Origin of the sequence: Streptomyces sp. NPDC047117, from assembly GCF_040643545.1 — a bacterium.
Taxonomy (GTDB): Bacteria; Actinomycetota; Actinomycetes; order Streptomycetales; family Streptomycetaceae; genus Streptomyces.
In genome coordinates this window covers 145,854-163,979 of the sequence record NZ_JBEYUN010000018.1, presented here as the reverse complement: position 1 = coordinate 163,979, position 18,126 = coordinate 145,854, and the positions used below count along the sequence as shown (strand labels likewise).

Sequence of the window (18,126 nt, the reverse complement as noted above, 5' to 3'; positions counted from 1 at the left end):
TCCCGCCCCCCACGGCAGCGCGGGTCAGACCGCCACGCCCGCCGCCTCTGCCCCCGTGCCCGCCACGATCACCCGGTCCGGGCGGATCGGGAGGTGCCGGTGGCGTACGCCGGTCGCGTGCCAGACCGCGTTGGCGATGGCCGCCGCGGCGCCCACGATGCCGATCTCGCCGACGCCCTTGATGCCGACCGGGTCGTCCGGGTCCGCGTCCTCGACCCAGTCCGCCTCGATGACCGGTACGTCGGCGTTGGCGGCGAAGTGGTAGCCCGCGAGGTCGGGGCTGACGTGGCCGCCCGTGGCCGCGTCGCGCACCGCTTCCTCGTGCAGCGCCATGGACAGGCCCCAGATCATGCCGCCGACCAACTGGCTGCGGGCGGTCAGCGGGTTGATGATGCGGCCGGCGGCGAAGATGCCGAGCATCCGCCGTACGCGCACCTCGCCGGTGGTGACGTCCACCGCGACCTCGGCGAACTGCGCGCCGAAGGAGTGCCGCTCCTTCTTCGCCAGCGCACCGACGGCCTCGGTGGTGTCGGACCGTACCGTGATGCCCTCCGGCGGGACGGTGCCACCGAGGGACAGCCGTTCGCGCAGCTCACCGGCGGCGGCGATGACGGCCCAGCCCCAGGTGCGGGTGCCCATGGAGCCGCCGGCGATGCCCGCCGGGCCGAAGTCGCTGTCCGCGATCCGTACCCGGACCCGGTCCGGCTTCGTCTCCAGCGCGTCCGCGGCGATCTGGGTGATCGCGGTCCGCGCACCGGTGCCGATGTCCGCCGCGTTGATGCGTACGGTGAAGGTGCCGTCCGCCTCGGCCGTCACGGACGCCGTGGACGGCAGGGCGTTGGACGGGAACGCGGCCGCCGCCATGCCCGTACCGAGCAGCCAGCGACCGTCACGCCGCACGCCGGGGCGCGGGTCGCGGTCCGCCCAGCCGAACCTGCGGGCGCCCACCTCGAAGCAGGACAGCACGTTGCGGCTGCTGAACGGCAGACCGGAGAGGGGCCCGGCGTCCGGCTCGTTGCGTACCCGCAGTGCGATCGGGTCGATGCCCGCCCGCTCCGCGAGTTCGTCGAGCGCGCACTCCATCGCGAACGAGCCCGGCGCCTCGCCCGGCGCGCGCATGAACGTCGGCGTCGGCACGTCGAGCCGTACGACACGGTTGACGGTGTGGTGCGCGTCCGCGTCGTACATCACCCGCCCCACCGTGGCGCTCGGCTCGACGAACTCGTGCACGGTCGAGGTGAGGTTCTGGGATTCGTGCGCGAAGGCCCGCAGCCGTCCGTCGGTGTCCGCGCCGAGCCGGACCCGCTGTGCCGTGGGGCTGCGGTAGCCGGTGAGCGAGAACATCTGACGACGGGTCAGTACGACGCGTACGGGCCGGTGAATGGCGGTGGTGGCCATCACGGCGCACACCTGGTGGACCCGGACGCCCTTGGACCCGAAGCCGCCGCCGACGTGCTCGGAACGCACTCGTACGGAGGCCGGGTCGAGGGAGAAGAGGTTGGCGAGCTCGCCCGCCACCCACATGGTGCTCTGGTTGGAGTCGACGACCTCGAGCCGCCCGTCCTCCCACCGGGCCATCGCCGCGTGCGGCTCCAGCATGGTGTGGTGCTCTTCCGGCGTGGTGTACTCCGCGTCCACGACGAACTCGGACGCGGCCAGCTCGGCCTCGACGTCGCCCTTCTCCTCGGCGGAGCCGTCCGGCGTGTACGTACCGGGCCGCCCGGCGGCGAACACCACGTCGTGCGGTTCCTCGTCGTACCGGACCACCAGCGCCTCGGCAGCCTCCCTGGCCTGCTCGGACGTCTCGGCGATGACCAGTGCGACCGGCCATCCCATGTGCGGCACCCGGTCGTTCTGGAAGACCGCGATGGTGGGGTCGGGCTTGCCGAGCAGGCCCACGTAGTCGGTGTCGACGCGGGGTGCGTTGCCGTGGTGCAGGACCTTGAGCACGCCCGGCATGGCCAGTACGGGGTCCGTCTCGACGGCGGTGATGCGGCCGCGGGCGACGGTGGACAGGACCAGCCAGCCGTGCGCCATCTCGGCGAAGGGGATCTCGCCCGCGTAGCGGGCCGCTCCGGTGACCTTGGCCAGGCCCTCCACGCGGGTGTGCGCGGTGCCGACGGCCCCCGTCGCCGCGGGTGTTCCGGTCGCAGTGGTCATCGAGTGGCCTCCTCGGTGAGCTCGGTCAGGACGGACACGACGAGGTTGCGCATGAGCGTCACCTTGTACGCGTTGTCGGCCAGCGGCTCGGCGGCCGCCAGCTCGGCGTCCGCCGCGGCGCCGAACGCCTCGGCGGTCGCGGGGCCGCCGCAGAGCGCCGCCTCGGCCTCGCGCGCCCGCCAGGGGCGGGACGCCACCGCGCCGAAGGCGAGCCGCACTTCGTGCACGCGGCCCTCCCGCACGTCGAGCGCGGCGGCGAGGGAGCCGATCGCGAAGGCGTACGAGGCCCGCTCCCGCACCTTGCGGTACCGCGATTGGGCGGCGACCGGGGCCGGCGGGATCGTGACGCCGGTGATCAGCGCGCCGGACGGCAGTGCGGTCTCCAGGTGCGGTGTGTCCCCCACCGGGAGGTAGAACTCCGCGAGCGGCAACTCCCCCGGCCCGTCGGCGGTTTCGTACGAGACGACCGCGTCGAAGGCGCTGAGCGCCACCCCCATGTCGGAGGGGTGGGTGGCCACGCAGTGCTCGCTGGCGCCGAGGATCGCGTGGTTGTGGTGCTCGCCCGCGATGGCGGGGCAGCCACTGCCCGGGTTCCGCTTGTTGCAGGGCTTGGTCACGTCGGCGAAGTAACCGCAGCGGGTGCGCTGGAGGAGGTTCCCGCCGACGGTCGCCATGTTGCGCAGCTGACCGGAGGCCCCGGCGAGCACGGCCTGCGCGAGCGCCGGGTACCGACGCCGCACCTCGGGGTGGGCGGCGAGGTCGCTGTTGGTGACGGTGGCACCGATACGGAGCCCGCCGTCTTCCGTCAACTCGATCTCGTTCAGGGGCAGTTCACGTACGTCGACCAGCCCGGCCGGCCGCTCCACGCCGGTCTTCATCAGGTCGACGAGGTTGGTGCCGCCGCCGAGGTAACGCGCCTCGGGCTCGGCGCCGAGCAGCGCGACCGCGCCGGAGACGTCGAAGGCCCGCTGGTAACCGAACTCCCTCATACCGCAGCCTCCGTACCGGTCCGAGCGCCCTCGGCCTCGGCCTCGGCCGCCCGCGCGACCGCCTGGACAATGGACACGTACGCACCGCAGCGGCACAGGTTGCCGCTCATCCGCTCCCGGATCTCGTCGGCCGTGAGGGGCGGCGGTCCCGCTTCGGGCCGCACGTCGTCGGTCGCGGCGCTGGGCCAGCCCGCCGCGTGCTCCTTGATCACACCGAGCGCGGAACAGATCTGGCCCGGGGTGCAGTAGCCGCACTGGTAACCGTCGAGGTCGAGGAACGCCTGCTGCACCGGGTGCAGTTCGTCCCCGTCGGCCACGCCCTCGATGGTGGTGATCTCACGCCCCTCGGCGGCCACCGCGAGCTGCAGGCAGGAGACGGCTCGGCGGCCGTCGAGGAGGACCGTACAGGCGCCGCACTGGCCCTGGTCACAGCCCTTCTTGGTGCCTGTCAGGTCGAGCCGCTCACGCAGTGCGTCGAGCAGGGTGGTGCGGTGATCGACGGGCAGCGTGTGCTTCTCTCCGTTGATGTTCAAGGTGATGGCGCTGGACGTCGATGAGGGCATGGGCAGCCTTCTTTCGCATGTGGATACGTACGTACTGGCCCGGGAAGACGATGTCGAGGCGGCGATGTCGAGGGGACGATGTCGAGGTGGCTCGGGCGCGGTGGCTCGGGCTTCGCGGTGTGAGGTGGGGGTGATGGTGGGCGGTCCTCGGACGGTCCGGAATGGGGGTGGCAGTACAGGGAGCCGCATCAGGTGGTCCGCGGCCGGGGCCCACGCGACGGACGCGGGCCGGGGAGCGCCAGCCGCCGATCGCCCCCGCCGACCGCGTCTGCCGCTATGGTGAACCTAAGCGGACAACTGTCCGTAAGCGTTGAACTTAGCGGACAGCTGTCCGCTTAGCAAGGCCGTTCCGGGGTAATTCCCTACAACCGACGGCGATTCGGGAAGGAGGACGAGTGCAGCGGAGGAAGGACGCGCAGGACGCGCCGCCGGCCTGCGCGGATGCGACGGCGCTGCCGGAAGCGGACGCGGCGGCGGAGGCCTGCGGGGCCGCGGAGCCCGGGGCCCGGAAGGACGCGCCGCTGCGCTCCGACGCCCAGCGGAACCGCGAGCGCATCCTGGAAGTGGCCCTCGCGGAGCTGACGCACTCGGCGGACGCCCCGCTCAGCGCGATCGCCAAGAAGGCGGGCGTCGGCCAGGGCACCTTCTACCGCAACTTCCCCAACCGCGAGGCCCTCGTCCTGGAGGTCTACCGCTACGAGGTGCAGCAGGTCGCCGACACCGCGGCCCAGCTGCTCGCCACCCGCGCGCCCGACCGGGCCCTGCGCGAGTGGATGGACCGCCTCGCCCAGTACGCGATGGCCAAGGCCGGCCTCGCCGACGCGATGCGCAAGGCCACCTGCTCGCGCGGCAGCCTGGCGGGACTCGGCCACGCCCCGCTGACCTCGGCCATCACCCTCCTCCTGACGGCGAACGAGGAAGCCGGCACCATCCGCCCCGGCATCACCCCCGACGACTTCCTTCTCGCCATCGCCGGCCTCTGGCAGATCGACCCGCACAGCGACTGGCACACCCGCTCCGCCCGCCTCCTGGACCTCATCATGTCCGGCCTCCGCGCGGGGGCACCGGGGACGGGCGGCGAGTAGCGCCGGGCGACCGAGCCGGGGCGCGGGCCCGCGCCGACCAACCGGGCGACCGACCGGCCGCCCGCCGGTCGGAACGGCTGTTACGCAGGCCTGAGTTCGTCCTGGTCCTTTGTTGTGGTCACCTGTTCGCCGTTCACGGCGTATCGCACCACGCCGGACCAGCGGCGGTCGGGGCCCTGGCGCCACTGGGTCAGGAGGCCCGGGACCCAGGCGCCGTTCACCCGTACCAGGCAGCGCTTGGCGGTCGGCGTGGGGCGGTAGTCGGGGAAGCATAAGATGCAGGCCCCCTTGCCCTTCTCCAGGGCCACGGCGAGGGCGATGTTCTCGGGTGTGTGGTTCTCCAGGCCGAAGCGGCGGGCCTTGCGCTGGCCTTCCAGCAGCCCTTCGCATGCGGTGGAGCGGTGGAAGACCGATCCTCCGCCGGTGATGAAGACCCGGGCGCTGAGCCCCCGGGGCACCGGTGCGCAGTCCGTGCACTGCCCGACCACGAGTTCATGGACGCAACGTTCATCTGCCATGTACCCATGCTTCCGAGGCATGGGACTACTCACAATGCTCAAGATGTTACAGGGGAGACACGGAAAGGGCGAATGAGCCGAGGGCGCTTGAGCCTGGGGTGTGTTGGGCCCCGCTCCGCTATGACCGGCGGCGGGGCTTGCTTCCCTTGGCGCCCTGCCTGCTGCCCGGCTTTCCGCCGTGCTTGCCGGACTTGGGGGCGCCGCCCTTGGTGTTGCCGCCCTTGGTGTTGCCTGCGGCGCGGCGGGGGCCGCCCTTGCCGGCCGGCTTGGCCGCCGTGGACTTCTGCCGGGCGCCGCCCTTGTCGGCGCGCTTGCTCTGCTCCTCCGCGGCACGGCGGCCCCGCGTGCTGTTCACCGTGCGGCCGCGGACGATGCCGATGAAGTCGTCCACCATGTCGGTCGTCGCGTCCTCCCGCCAGGAGAGCGCGACCTGCGACTCCGGGACGCCCGTGACCGGCCGGTACGTGAGGTCCTTGCGGTGGTGCAGGCGGGCGATCGACTGCGGGACGACGAGCAGGCCGATCCCGGCCGCCACCAGGACGATGGCGTCGGCCGTGGTGGCGGGGCGCTCGAATGCGGGGCGCCCCGGCGGCTGCTCCCAGTCGAGCATGTCGTCGAGCGGGTGCAGCAGGATCTCGTCGGCGAGGTCCTCGGCGGACACCTCGTCGAACGCCGCCGCGAGGTGGTCCTTCGGGATCACGACCACGGTCTGCTCGGTGTACAGGGGGATCGCGCTGAGGTCCGTACGGTCGACCGGGAGCCGCAGGAAACCGGCGTCGGCGCCACCGCCGCGCAGCATGCCGGGCGCCTCGGCGGCGGACACCTGGAGGAGCTCCAGCGGTACGTCGGGCAGCCGCTCGTTCCACGTCTTCGCCCACTTGCCCGGCGTGACGCCCGGCACGTACGCGAGCCGGAACGAGGGGGACGCCGCGGGCGGCGCCGAAGGGGCCGAGGCGGGTACCGAGGGAAGATCTTCCGAGCCTGTCACTACGCCAGGCTACCGGTCGTGGTCAGAGGTGGCGCACACGCTCGATACCCTTGTCACCATGACGTCGCACCACCAGAGCACCCAGACCATGAAGCCCGCCACCGCGGCGAAGAAGCTGGGTGTGTACCTCGAGGCCACCCCCGCCGAATTCCAGGAGGGTGTCGTCTCGCGCACCGAGCTGAACGCACTCCAGGCCGAGCCGCCCGAGTGGCTGCGCGAGCTGCGGCGCAACGGCCCGCACCCCCGCCCCGTGGTCGCGTCGAAGCTGGGCGTCTCCATCTCGGGTCTGGCCCGTGGCGGCGTCACCGAGGCCCTCACCACGGAGCAGATCGACGCGCTGAAGGCGGAGAACCCGGAGTGGCTGCAGAAGGAGCGCGCCACCCAGGCCGAGGTCCGCAAGGAAGCCATCCGGATCAAGGAAAAGAACGCCCAGCGCAACGAGCAGGACAGCTGAGCCACCCCCGCCCCACCGCCGGGGCGGGAAGCACCTGAGCGGGCGGACCGGTACATCTGTCCGCCCGCCGGGTCGCGCGGACGTCCGCGTCCGCGCCGTACCGCCGCATCCTCCGGCCTACTGCACGGCGGCCCCTCGCGCCGATCGGAAGATGTCGCCCTCCGCCTCTTGACCGGCCGCCCCGCCGCCCGCCCCGTCGACCCGTCCGGGCGACGCGCACCAGATGCGGGGCCCTGTCCGTACGCGTTCCGTACGCATCGCCGGCCCACCCGAGGAATCCGGCCAGGTGAGCGCTTTGTCGCCAACCGTCGGCACGGGAGCCGACGCGCCGCCCGTCACGAGCTACACCTTCAAGCGAAGGACGCTCTTTCCTGACGGGAGGGCCTGCTGGATGCTGACGGTCAGTGTGGCGCTTGTGCTCGCCATCATCCTCGTCCTGCTGTTGTTCCGCCGTGTCCAGGCCAGAAGCCGGATCGATCAGACGGTGGTCATTCTGCTCGCGCTGGTGCTGGGCGTGCTGATCGCCCCGACGGGGCTGGGACAGGCCATCATGAACGGCATGGCCCAGATCTCGCAGGGAATCTCCCGCATCGGCCAGTGACCACGGGCCGCCCCACCCCGTACGAATGCCGCACGGACGCCGTACCCATCCGCGCGGACGCCGTACGGCTGGGTGGGGGCGGCCCTCGTGGCGTCCGCTCGCGCGAGGTGGCCGAGGTCGTCGAGGTGGTTTCGCCGCCGGGCCGGGGTAACTCCCCCGCGACCAGGTCATGCCTTACGCTCGCCACCTGCTCGCTCTCCGCCCGGCGGGGAGGACCGGCTTCCCCGCCGCCGGCCCGGTGGAGAGACCTCACGACGATGCGGAGCCCCCCATGCAGACCATCACCGTCGGCCCCTCCCGGATCCGCGAGGCCGTCACCATGCGCGAGGCCATCGACGCGGTGCGCGCCGGCTTCCTCGACCTGGCAGCGGGAGAGTTCGAGATGCCCACCCGCACCGCGTTGCGGGACGGGCAGTTCCTGGTGATGTCGGCGCATCACCGTGCCACCGCCTCGGCCATGATCAAGACACTGAGCCTCAACTTCGACCGCACCCCCGCCATCACCGGCACGGTGGTGTGGACGGAGACCGGCCGCGTCGACAGCCTGGTCGCCGATGCCGGAGCGGTGACCACCCTGCGCACCGGCGCCGCCGTGGGGGTCGCCACCGACCTCCTCGCCCCCGCCGACGCCGGCCGCCTGACCCTCATCGGGGCGGGCGCTCAGGCCCCCGACCAGGTCCGCGCCGTACACACCGTACGGCCGCTGCGCGAACTCACCGTGGTGGCCACCGATCCGCGCCGCGCGGAGAAGCTCGCCGAGTCGATGGCCCCGGAGCTGCCCGGTACGCACATCCGTACCTCGGCCGACGTGGCGGCCGCGGTGGGCGAGGCCGAGATCGTCTGCTGCGCCACCAACACGACCGACCCGCTCTTCGCCGCGTCGGCCCTGCCGGCCCGGGTCCACGTCAACGCCATCGGCTCGTTCCGCCCCACCATGCGCGAGCTGCCCGACGAGCTGCTCGCGCACAGCACCGTGGTCATCGACGAACTCGACGCCATCCTCGAAGAGTCCGGGGAGATCCGCCACGCGATCGAGGCAGGCAGCCTCACCCGGGACGGCCTCACCGAACTCGGCACGGCGCTGTCCGCGCCCGAAGCCCCGCGGGGCGAGCGGACCGTCTTCAAGTCCGTCGGCGTCGCCATGCAGGACTGGGCCATCGCCCGCCTGCTGGCCGACAAGTTCCTGGCCTGATCGCCTGACCACCTCACTGCCTGCCCCCACACACCGCCCGCCGCGCTCCGGCCGCCGGCCGGAGCGCGGCGGTCCGGTCAGGCGCCGACGTAGGACGCGAGGTGCCGGCCGGTGAGGGTGGCGCGGTCGGCGACCAGGTCGGCGGGGGTGCCCTCGAAGACGATCCGGCCGCCGTCGTGGCCGGCACCGGGGCCGAGGTCGATGATCCAGTCGGCGTGCGCCATGACCGCCTGGTGGTGCTCGACGACGATCACCGACTTGCCGGCGTCGACGAGCCCGTCGAGCAGGCCGAGCAGCTGCTCGACGTCGGCGAGGTGGAGGCCGGCGGTCGGCTCGTCGAGGACGTACACACCGCCCTTCTCCCCCATGTGCGTGGCCAGCTTCAGGCGCTGGCGCTCACCGCCGGACAGCGTGGTGAGCGGCTGGCCGAGAGTGAGATAGCCGAGCCCGACGTCGGCGAGCCGCTGGAGGACCTTGTGCGCGGCCGGGTTGCGCGCCTCGCCCTCGGCGAAGAACTCCAGGGCCCCCGCCACGGACATCGCGAGCACCTCGGAGATGTCGCGGCCGCCGAGGCGGTACTCCAGTACCGAGGCGTCGAACCGCTTGCCCTCGCAGTCCTCGCAGGTGCTGGCGACCCCGGCCATCATCCCGAGGTCGGTGTAGAGGACGCCGGCGCCGTTGCAGGTGGGGCAGGCGCCCTCGGAGTTGGCGCTGAACAGCGCCGGCTTGACGCCGTTGACCTTGGCGAACGCCTTGCGGATCGGGTCGAGCAGCCCGGTGTACGTCGCCGGATTGCTGCGTCGCGAACCGCGGATCGGGCTCTGGTCGACGGAGACGACCCCGAGGTCGGCGGGGACCGACCCGTGCACGAGCGAGCTCTTGCCGGAGCCGGCGACACCCGTGATCACGGTGAGGACGCCGAGCGGGATGTCCACGTCGACGTCCTGAAGGTTGTTCACCGCGGCGCCGCGGATCTCCAGGACGCCGGTGGGCTCGCGCACCGCGTCCTTGAGCGAGGAGCGGTCGTCGAGGTGGCGTCCCGTGACGGTGTCGCTGCCGCGCAGCCCGTCGACGGTGCCCTCGAAGCAGACGGTGCCGCCTCCGGTGCCGGCGCCGGGGCCGAGGTCGACGACATGGTCCGCGATCTCGATGACCTCCGGCTTGTGCTCGACGACGAGCACCGTGTTGCCCTTGTCCCGCAGCCTGCGCAGCAGGTCGTTCATCCGCTGGATGTCGTGCGGGTGCAGGCCGGCGGTCGGCTCGTCGAAGACGTACGTGACGTCGGTGAGCGAGGAGCCGAGGTGGCGGATCATCTTGACGCGCTGCGCCTCACCGCCGGAGAGCGTGCCCGCGGGCCGGTCGAGCGAGAGATAGCCGAGGCCGATCTCGACGAAAGAGTCGAGGGTCTGCTGCAACGCGGTGAGCAGCGGCGCCACCGGCCGCTCTTCGATGCCGCGCACCCACTCGGCCAGGTCTCTGATCTCCATGTGGCAGGCGTCGGCGATGGAGAGCTTCTTGATCTTCGAGGAGCGGGCGTGCGCGGCGAGCCGGGTGCCGTCGCAGTCGGGGCAGGTGGCAAAAGTGACCGCGCGCTCCACGAAGGCCCGGATGTGCGGCTGCATCGCCTCCTTGTCCTTGGAGAGCATCGACTTCTGGATCCGGGGGATCAGCCCCTCGTAGGTCATGTTGATGCCCGCGATCTTCATCCGGGTCGGCTCGCGGTGCAGGAGGTCGTGCAGCTGCCGCTTGGTGAAGGTACGGATCGGCTTGTCCGGGTCGAAGAAGCCCGACTCCGCGTAGAGCCGCGAGTTCCAGCCGCCGCCGGTGAAGCCGGGGATGGTGAACGCGCCCTCGTTGATCGACTTGCTGTCGTCGTACAGCTGGGCCAGATCGAGGTCGGAGACCGAGCCCCGGCCCTCGCAGCGCGGACACATGCCGCCGACCTTGTTGAAGGTGACCTTCTCCGCCTTCTTGGCGCCGCGCTCCACCTTGATCGCACCGGACGCCGAGACCGACGGCACGTTGAACGCGAACGCGCCGGGCGGGCCGACGTACGGCTTGCCGAGGCGGCTGAAGAGGATGCGCAGCATCGCGTTGGCGTCGGTGGCGGTACCGACCGTGGAGCGGGGGTCGGCGCCCATCCGCTGCTGGTCCACGATGATCGCGGTCGTCAGCCCGTCGAGCACGTCGACCTCGGGCCGTGCCAGCGTCGGCATGAAGCCCTGTACGAAAGCGCTGTACGTCTCGTTGATCAGCCGCTGCGACTCCGCGGCGACCGTGCCGAACACCAGCGAGCTCTTGCCCGACCCGGAGACGCCGGTGAACACCGTCAGCCGGCGCTTGGGGATCTCGACGCTGACGTCCTTGAGGTTGTTCACCCGTGCGCCGTGCACGCGGATCACGTCGTGGCTGTCGGCGGCGTGCGGCGCAGGCGGCTGCGTGTCCGTTCTCGGAGCCTTGCTCATCATTTCTCCATCTGTGGGGCGGGGCCGCCCGCGCGGCCTCCGTCGGCGTCGCCCGGCTCGGTCCGGCCGGCGTCGAGCAGGTCGCCCGATTCTCCTTCGCCGGCGTCACCGCCGTCCCCGGAACCACCCAACACCACCACGAAAATCCCTGAAAACTGATGAAAACACCGGACACCGCCGCCCGGCCGCCGGTCACCGCACGGGGTCGGCCGACGAATGGTCCTTGCCGGGGCCGGTGCCGGTATCGGTGCCGGGACCGGCGGAGTCGGAGGCGGTGGCGGTGCCGGAGGCGGCCCCGTCGAGGCTGGCGTCCTCCAAGGTGCGTCCGCGTGTCTCCTCGGCCCACGCGAGACACGCCACGAGCCCGATCACGGTGATGGCCGCGCCCGCGCACATCGTGCCCGACACCCCGAAGTGCTCCAGCGAGGTCGGCACCAGATAGGTCCCGACGGCGGCCCCGATCTTGCTGAGCGCCACCACCAGGCCGACCGCCGTGGCCCGGATGGACGTGGGGAACAGCTCGTTGGGATAGAGCCACTCCAGGATGCCCGGCGCCCCCGCGAAGAAGGCGTACGCCGAGAAGCACCCGAGCACCACGGCGACCGGCGCGTCCTGCCACAGCCCCAGCACCAGCAGCGGCACCGCCATCAGCGCGAACGACCAGATGATCATCGGGCGGCGGCCCACCGTCTCCAGCAGGCGCATCGCCGGCACACAGCCCGCCAGGAACAGCAGGCTCACCAGCGCCGAGCCGACCGTGCCCACCGTCACCTCGTCGAAGCCGAAAGCACCGAGCAGCTTCGGGCCGAAGATGTAGATGGCCCACATCGGGATCACCTGGCAGGTGTAGAACAGCGAGACGAACACCAGGCGCCGCAGGTAGATCCCGCGGAAGAGGGCGCGGACGCTGCCGTGCCGGATGCCGGTGGTACGGGCCGCCAGCAGCTGCTCCCGGCCGACGTCCTTGCCCAGTACGGACCGGATCAGCTCGCGCGCCTCGTCGATGCGGCCCCGCTCGATCAGCCACCGCGGCGACTCCGGCGTACCGTGCCGCAGGGCGAGGACGATGACGCTGAGCACCGCCGAGCTGGCGAGCATCCAGCGCCAGCCGCCCTCCGGGAAGGCGACCGCGATGAGGTAGCCGACCAGGTACGCGGCCAGCGCGCCGAGGTACCAGGCCATGATCACCCAGCCGAGCGCGCGTCCGCGCTGCCGTCGGGGAGACCACTCGGTGAGCAGCGCCGTCGCGATGGGGTAGTCCGCGCCGATGGCGAACCCGATCACGAAGCGGAGGGCGATGATCTGCCACGGTTCGGTGGTGACGACGGACGCCACCGACGCGACGAGCAGCACGGCCAGGTCGATCGTGTACATCGCCCGCCGGCCGACGACGTCGGTCAGCGGGCCGATCAGCAGCCCGCCGAAGAACATCCCGACGATGGCGGCGACGCCGATCAGTGCGGCGGTGGAACCGCTCAGCGCCAGGTCTCGGGTCATGTCGGTGAGCGCGACGCCGACGATGCTGAGCAGGTAGCCGTCGAGCAGCGGGCCGCCGCAGCAGGCGATGAGCAGTTTCCGGTGGAAGGCACCGGGCGGCGCCTCTTCGATCGCATCGATCTTCACGGTGTCTCCCGGGTCATGGCGTCGCTTCGACGCGGCCGGTGGCGCCGGGCCGAGTGCGTCCATGCACCACGCCGTGTGATCAGCCGGCTGTCATGGCCGGTAAAGGTCGCATCCGGGCATGGGCCCGTCAACGAGGTGCGGGCGAACCCCCGAGACCCAATGTGAATGTGCGCGGTAGACGTGCTCTATCCCGCCAGTTGGGCCCCTGCGGGCCCCTCGCGCCGACGCCGTGCCTCCGCTCCCTTACCGCCGGCCCGCTTCCTATTCCGCCAGTTCCACGAACGCGCGGGCGGCGGGCGACAGGGGGCCGGAGCGCCAGACCAGCCGGCCGCGCCGCAGCAGCCGCGGGCGGGTGGACAGCATGCGGGCTCCGTGCAGTGTGGCCTCCGCTGCCATCGAGGTGGGCAGCAGGCACGCGCCGGTGCCGGCGAGGACCAGCGGCACGATCATCGCGCGGTGCGTGGTCTCCACCACGATGCGGGGCGCGACGCCGACCCGGGCACACACCTCGTCGAGTGTGTCCCGGGTGGCGGTGCCGGGCGGTGTCACGATCAGTTCCCGCTCCGCCAGCTCCCGCAGGCCGATCGTGGTCGCGTGCGGGTGGGGGTCGTTCGGCGGCAGGACCACATGCATCTCCTGCTCCGGCAGCTCGATCCCGGACAGGTCCGACTCGTTCACCGCGCCGTCGACCGTACCGCTCCTCGTCGGCCTCGCCGACGCGTCCACCAGCCCCAGTTCGCACTGCCCGGTGCGCACCGACTGCACGATCTCCGAGCCGTGCTCCCCGTCGCTCACCCGCACCCCGACCTTGGGGTACATCGCGTGGAAGCGGCCCAACAGCCCGGCCAGCGGATCGACCGCCAGGGTCGTCTGCGAAACGATGTCCAGCCGCCCGCCGTTGAGGCCGAGGATCTCGCGGACCGACGACTTCGCCGTGGCGAAGTCCCGCAGCACCTGGCGCGCCGACCCCACCATGGCTTCGCCCGCCGAGGTGAGGGTGACCCCCTGCGGCAGACGGTGGAAGAGGCTGCCGCCCAGCTCGCGTTCGAGCGTCCGTATGGAGTGCGACAGCGAGGGCTGGGCGACGTGCAGCGCGTGCGCGGCAGCGGTGAATCCACCGTGGTCGACGACGGCGATGAAGTACTCCAGCTGACGTCGTTCCATCGTGCCTCCATCGTGGCGGACCGCTGATGCTCACTGAGCTGCTTGCCCCGGGCATGTTGCTACCCCGGAGCCTCCCGTCATGCAGCGGGTACGACGGTGAAGTGTGCGTGGGTCGTACCGGCCGGGGCACCGCCTCCGTACGTGAACGGCACCGGCCTGCGGCCATAGAAGCTGTCTACCGGCCACATGGATATTTGGTCTGCGCGCGCTATGGGACACCCGTTGACCAGGTACGCGACGCAGCCCGAGGCTGACTGCAGCCATCCGGACCGGCGGAGCGGTCGCCCATGGAGGAGGAGCACATGCCCGAGTTCGACGCCGGACGACATGTCCTGCCCCGCCCGGACGCGCGCCGTCCGGTGACCACCGTGCTGGACGTCCACGACCAGGAGACCCCCTTCACGCCCGTCGGTCCGGTACCGCCCCCGGAGGACGCACCGAACGTGGTGATCGTGCTGGTCGACGACCTCGGGTTCGGCACCTCCAGCTCGTTCGGCGGGCCGTGCGAGATGCCGGCCGCCGAACGGCTCGCCGAGAACGGCCTGCGCTACACCCGCTTCCACGTCACGGCGTTGTGTTCGCCGACCCGGCAGGCCCTGCTGACCGGCCGCAACCATCACTCGGTCGGGATGGGCGGCACCACCGAGATGGCCACCGCGGCGCCCGGGTACCACGGGTTCCGGCCCCGGAGCGCGGCGACGCTGGCCCAGATACTCCAGGGCAACGGCTACAGCACGGCGGCCTTCGGCAAGTGGCACCAGACGCCGCCGCGGGAGATCAGCGCGGTCGGGCCGTTCGACCGCTGGCCGACCGGCGAGGGCTTCGACACCTTCTACGGGTTCATGGGCGCCGAGATGAACCACTGGTATCCGCTGCTGTACCAGGGCACCACGCCGGTCGAGCCGGACCGCCGGCCCGAGGACGGCTACCACCTCTCCGAGGACCTCGTCGACCACGCCATCGACTGGGTACGTACGCAGCGCACCCTCACCCCGGACCGGCCGTTCTTCACCTACCTTGCGCTCGGTGCCGCGCACGCTCCGCTGCACGTCGGCCGCGAGTGGCAGGAGAAGTACCGCGGCCGGTTCGACCACGGCTGGGACCGGCAACGGGACATCACCCTGCGGCGGCAGAAGGAGCTGGGCGTCGTGCCCGAGGACACGGAACTCGCGCCCTGGGCCGACGGCGTCCCCCACTGGGACGAACTCACCGACAACCAGCGCCGCGTCACCGCCCGTTTCATGGAGACCTTCGCCGGGTTCACCGAGCACGCCGACACGCAGGTCGGCCGGTTCGTCACCGCCCTCGACGAGCTCGGCGAGCTGGACAACACCCTGTTCCTCTACATCCTCGGCGACAACGGCGCCTCCGGCGAGGGCGGCATCGAGGGGACCCTCGTCGAGCACCGGCTCGGGCACGGTGTGGTCGACGACCCGGACGAGATGGCCGAGCACCTCGACGAGATCGGCGGCCCCCGCAGCTATCCCATCGCCCCGGCCGGCTGGGCGCTGGCGCTGAACACGCCGTACCAGTGGACCAAGCAGGTCGCCTCGCACTTCGGCGGCACCCGCGACGGCATGATCCTGCACTGGCCGCGGGGCGTCCCCGAGCGGGGCGGCCTCCGCCATCAGTTCAGCCACGTCATCGACGTACTGCCGACGATCCTGGACAGCGTGGGCATTCCCGCCCCGTTCAGTGTCGACGGGGTGCCGCAACAGCCCATCGAGGGGACGAGCATGTGGGAGACGCTCGCCGATCCGCACGCGCCCGAACGCCACCGCACGCAGTACTTCGAGATGTGCGGCAACCGGGGCATCTACCACGAGGGCTGGATGGCGGTCACCCGGCACGGCGTCCCGTGGGAGATGGTGCCCACGCAGGGCCGCCGGTTCGCGGACGACACCTGGGAGCTGTACGACCTCACCCACGACTGGAGCCAGGCGCACGACCTCGCCGCCGAGCACCCCGGCAAACTCCGTGAGCTGCAGGACCTGTTCCTGATCGAGGCGGCGAAGTACCAGGTCTTCCCGCTGGACGACCGGGTCACCGAGCGCGAGAACCCCGCCGTGGCCGGCCGCCTCGACCTGCTCGGCGACCGGACGTCGGTGACGTACCGCGGCGGGATGCGGCGGTTCACCGAGGAGACCACCCCCAACGTCAAGAACCGGTCGCACAGCATCACAGCGGACATCGACGTGCCGGACGCGGGGGCCGCTCAGGGCGTACTCATCGCGCAGGGCGGCCGCTTCGGCGGCTGGTCGCTGTACGTCACGGACGGCCGGCCCGCCTACGTCTACAACTACTTCGGGATGCACCTCTACACGGTGCGCAGCAGTGATCCGCTGTCCCCGGGGCGGCACGAAGTCCGGGTCGACTTCGACTACGACGGCGGCGGACTCGGCAAGGGCGGCACGGCGGTCCTCACGGTGGACGGCCGGAAGCAGGCATCGGGCAGGGTCGAGCAGACCATCCCGTACTACTTCTCCTTCGACGAGACGCTGAACGTCGGCGTGGACCTGAGCACTCCGGTGACCGACGACTACCCGGTGATCGACAACGAGTTCACCGGCACGGTCCACACGGTCCGCATCGACCTGGCGGCCGCCGCCGCTCCCTCGGACGCGTTCGACGGCGGACTGCACCGGCGTGTCATGGGGGCCCAGTGAGCTGCTGCACACCGTCCGGCGGCCGGGCACAGTCCCGGCCGCCGGCCCCGCGGCCCGTCTCCCGCACGGCGTCGGCCGAGGGCATGGTGACCGTGCCCGCCGGCGACTTCCTGATGGGCAGCGAAGACGCTTACGCCTACCCGGCCGACGGCGAGGGCCCGGTACGGAACGTGTCCGTCGACGCCTTCCGGATCGACGCCTGCGCGGTGTCGAACGCGGACTTCCGGCGGTTCACCGAAGACACCGGCCACCGTACCTCGGCCGAGCGGACCGGCTGGTCGTTCGTCTTCGCCGGGCTGCTCCCGGACGACTTCCCGCCGACCCGGGGCGTGGTGCACGCGCCGTGGTGGCGCCAGGTCGAGGGCGCGGACTGGTGTCACCCGGAGGGCCCGCACTCGGGTGTCGACGACCGCGCGGACCACCCCGTCCTCCACGTCGACTGGCACGACGCCCGCGCCTACGCCGTCTGGGCGGGCAAGCGCCTTCCCACCGAGGCGGAGTGGGAACGCGCTGCCCGGGGCGGCCTGCACGGCAAGGTCTTCCCGTGGGGCGACGCACTCGCACCGGGCGGGCAGCACCGGATGAATGTGTGGCAGGGCGACTTCCCCCACCACAACACCGCGGCCGACGGCTGGTACGGCACCTGCCCGGTGACCGCCTTCGAACCCAACGGCTTCGGCCTGTACAACACCACGGGCAACGTCTGGGAATGGTGCGCCGACCGCTTCTCGCCCGCGCCGCACCGGCCCGAGCGCGTCACGAAGGGCGGCTCCTACCTCTGCCACGCGTCCTACTGCCGCCGCTACCGGGTCGCCGCCCGGCAGGCCCTCACCCCGGACTCCACCACTGGAAACGTGGGCTTCCGCTGCGCGAGCGACATGCCCTGACCCCGTGAGGCCCGGCAGGTCTTTCAGGATTCCTCGGCCGCGGCCTCGTGCGGAACCGGGGCGGCGTTTCTCCGCCGCCGGTGGACCACCACGCCGCACACCGCGAGGAGCAGGACGGCGACCGCGGTCACACCGAGTGCCGTCCGCTCGGCGAAGAGCCGTGCCAGCACTTCGAGCGCACCGAGCCCCACGGTCGCGTAGAGCAGCGCCCAGGCCGCTCCCCCGAGGAACAGTGCGGGGAGGTAGCGCGGCAGGGGCATGCGCATACTGCCGGCGAGGAAGTTGGCGGCGGTCTGGAAGCCGACGGTCAGGAACGAGACGGCCACCACCGGCGCGCCCCACCGCTGGATCGCCCGCTCGACGCGCTGGAACTTGCCCGAGGAGATCCGCCCGGCGAACCTGCTGCGCCTGGCGCCGGCGCCGGCCAGCCATCCGACGGCGAACGTTCCGCCGGCCCGCAGCAGCACGATGACGTAGAGACCGGCGGCCGTGAGCGCGACCTTATCCACGGCGCCTCGTCTCCATGTCTCACCCTCTCCGGTCCCGCCGGGCGCGGCCTCCCACCAGAACCACCCGGCACAGCCAGGTTAACCGAACGCCCGTACCCCGGACACACTGCACCGAGCGGTGGAAAGCGACACCCAGGCGCCCCCTGATGCGTAAAGATGATTGAAAGAGCCTTGACCGCGTCAACTTTGAGCAAATAGCGTCCGGATCACTCGGCAGGAGGACGGCGTTCCGACGGACGGCCTCCGCCGTCTTCACGGTCTC

15 protein-coding genes are annotated in these 18,126 nt (G+C 71.7%); 6 read left to right on the top strand and 9 right to left on the bottom strand.

What is annotated here, in order from left to right:
* Positions 1–24: 24 nt before the first annotated feature.
* Genes ABZ840_RS29745 through ABZ840_RS29735 form a run of 3 tightly spaced genes read right to left on the bottom strand, consistent with a single transcriptional unit; the run spans position 25 to position 3,712 of the window.
* Positions 25–2,160 (bottom strand): xanthine dehydrogenase family protein molybdopterin-binding subunit, encoded by a 2,136-nt coding sequence (locus tag ABZ840_RS29745; protein WP_361564439.1) that lies wholly within the window; start codon positions 2,158–2,160, stop codon positions 25–27.
* A complete protein-coding gene (locus ABZ840_RS29740) occupies positions 2,157–3,149 on the bottom strand; it encodes a xanthine dehydrogenase family protein subunit M (RefSeq protein ID WP_361564437.1) in 993 nt (330 codons plus the stop codon). The genes ABZ840_RS29745 and ABZ840_RS29740 overlap by 4 nt, the downstream gene beginning before the upstream one ends.
* Positions 3,146–3,712 carry a 2Fe-2S iron-sulfur cluster-binding protein gene (locus tag ABZ840_RS29735; protein WP_361564435.1) on the bottom strand — a complete coding sequence of 189 codons (567 nt, stop codon included), beginning with the start codon at positions 3,710–3,712 and terminating at the stop codon, positions 3,146–3,148. Before ABZ840_RS29735 ends, ABZ840_RS29740 begins: the two co-directional genes overlap by 4 nt.
* Before the next feature lie 521 nt (positions 3,713–4,233).
* Between ABZ840_RS29735 and ABZ840_RS29730 the strand changes: the two genes are divergently transcribed.
* Positions 4,234–4,797 (top strand): TetR/AcrR family transcriptional regulator, encoded by a 564-nt coding sequence (locus ABZ840_RS29730; protein WP_361564510.1) that lies wholly within the window; start codon positions 4,234–4,236, stop codon positions 4,795–4,797.
* Between the two features lie 80 nt (positions 4,798–4,877).
* Here the strand turns inward: ABZ840_RS29730 and ABZ840_RS29725 are convergent, their stop codons facing one another.
* Both ABZ840_RS29725 and ABZ840_RS29720 read right to left on the bottom strand, forming a co-directional pair.
* The gene (locus ABZ840_RS29725; protein WP_361564432.1) at positions 4,878–5,315 is read right to left on the bottom strand and encodes a hypothetical protein; all 438 of its coding nucleotides are present in this window, start codon (positions 5,313–5,315) and stop codon (positions 4,878–4,880) included.
* A 118-nt stretch (positions 5,316–5,433) separates the two neighbouring features.
* A complete protein-coding gene (locus ABZ840_RS29720) occupies positions 5,434–6,216 on the bottom strand; it encodes a LysR family substrate-binding domain-containing protein (protein ID WP_361564507.1) in 783 nt (260 codons plus the stop codon).
* 145 nt (positions 6,217–6,361) lie between these two features.
* On the opposite strand from ABZ840_RS29720, the gene ABZ840_RS29715 reads away from it, so the two are divergent.
* From ABZ840_RS29715 to ABZ840_RS29705, 3 genes are all read left to right on the top strand, one after another.
* Positions 6,362–6,757: a DUF5997 family protein gene (locus ABZ840_RS29715; RefSeq protein WP_361564429.1), complete on the top strand. Its 396-nt coding sequence runs from the start codon at positions 6,362–6,364 to the stop codon at positions 6,755–6,757.
* A gap of 286 nt (positions 6,758–7,043) precedes the next feature.
* Complete coding sequence (locus tag ABZ840_RS29710; RefSeq protein ID WP_361564426.1) at positions 7,044–7,358, top strand: hypothetical protein; 315 nt, start codon at positions 7,044–7,046, stop codon at positions 7,356–7,358.
* 271 nt (positions 7,359–7,629) lie between these two features.
* Positions 7,630–8,550 (top strand): ornithine cyclodeaminase family protein, encoded by a 921-nt coding sequence (locus tag ABZ840_RS29705; protein WP_361564423.1) that lies wholly within the window; start codon positions 7,630–7,632, stop codon positions 8,548–8,550.
* A gap of 77 nt (positions 8,551–8,627) precedes the next feature.
* Here ABZ840_RS29705 and ABZ840_RS29700 read toward each other — a convergent pair whose 3' ends face one another.
* The 3 genes from ABZ840_RS29700 to ABZ840_RS29690 form a co-directional block, all read right to left on the bottom strand.
* Complete coding sequence (locus tag ABZ840_RS29700; protein ID WP_361564420.1) at positions 8,628–11,015, bottom strand: excinuclease ABC subunit UvrA; 2,388 nt, start codon at positions 11,013–11,015, stop codon at positions 8,628–8,630.
* Positions 11,016–11,207: 192 nt separating this feature from the next.
* Positions 11,208–12,638 carry an MFS transporter gene (locus ABZ840_RS29695; protein WP_361564418.1) on the bottom strand — a complete coding sequence of 477 codons (1,431 nt, stop codon included), beginning with the start codon at positions 12,636–12,638 and terminating at the stop codon, positions 11,208–11,210.
* Between the two features lie 261 nt (positions 12,639–12,899).
* On the bottom strand, positions 12,900–13,802 hold the full coding sequence (locus ABZ840_RS29690; RefSeq protein WP_361564415.1) for a LysR family transcriptional regulator: 903 nt from the start codon (positions 13,800–13,802) through the stop codon (positions 12,900–12,902).
* A 302-nt stretch (positions 13,803–14,104) separates the two neighbouring features.
* Here ABZ840_RS29690 and ABZ840_RS29685 point away from each other — a divergent pair, with 302 nt between their 5' ends.
* Both ABZ840_RS29685 and ABZ840_RS29680 read left to right on the top strand, forming a co-directional pair.
* Complete coding sequence (locus tag ABZ840_RS29685; protein WP_361564412.1) at positions 14,105–16,468, top strand: arylsulfatase; 2,364 nt, start codon at positions 14,105–14,107, stop codon at positions 16,466–16,468.
* Entirely contained in the window at positions 16,465–17,355 is an 891-nt protein-coding gene (locus tag ABZ840_RS29680) for a formylglycine-generating enzyme family protein (protein ID WP_361564409.1), read from the top strand. The genes ABZ840_RS29685 and ABZ840_RS29680 overlap by 4 nt, the downstream gene beginning before the upstream one ends.
* 23 nt (positions 17,356–17,378) lie before the next feature.
* On the opposite strand, the gene ABZ840_RS29675 is transcribed toward ABZ840_RS29680, so the two are convergent.
* Entirely contained in the window at positions 17,379–17,864 is a 486-nt protein-coding gene (locus ABZ840_RS29675; protein WP_361564406.1) for a VTT domain-containing protein, read from the bottom strand.
* Positions 17,865–18,126: the final 262 nt, after the last annotated feature.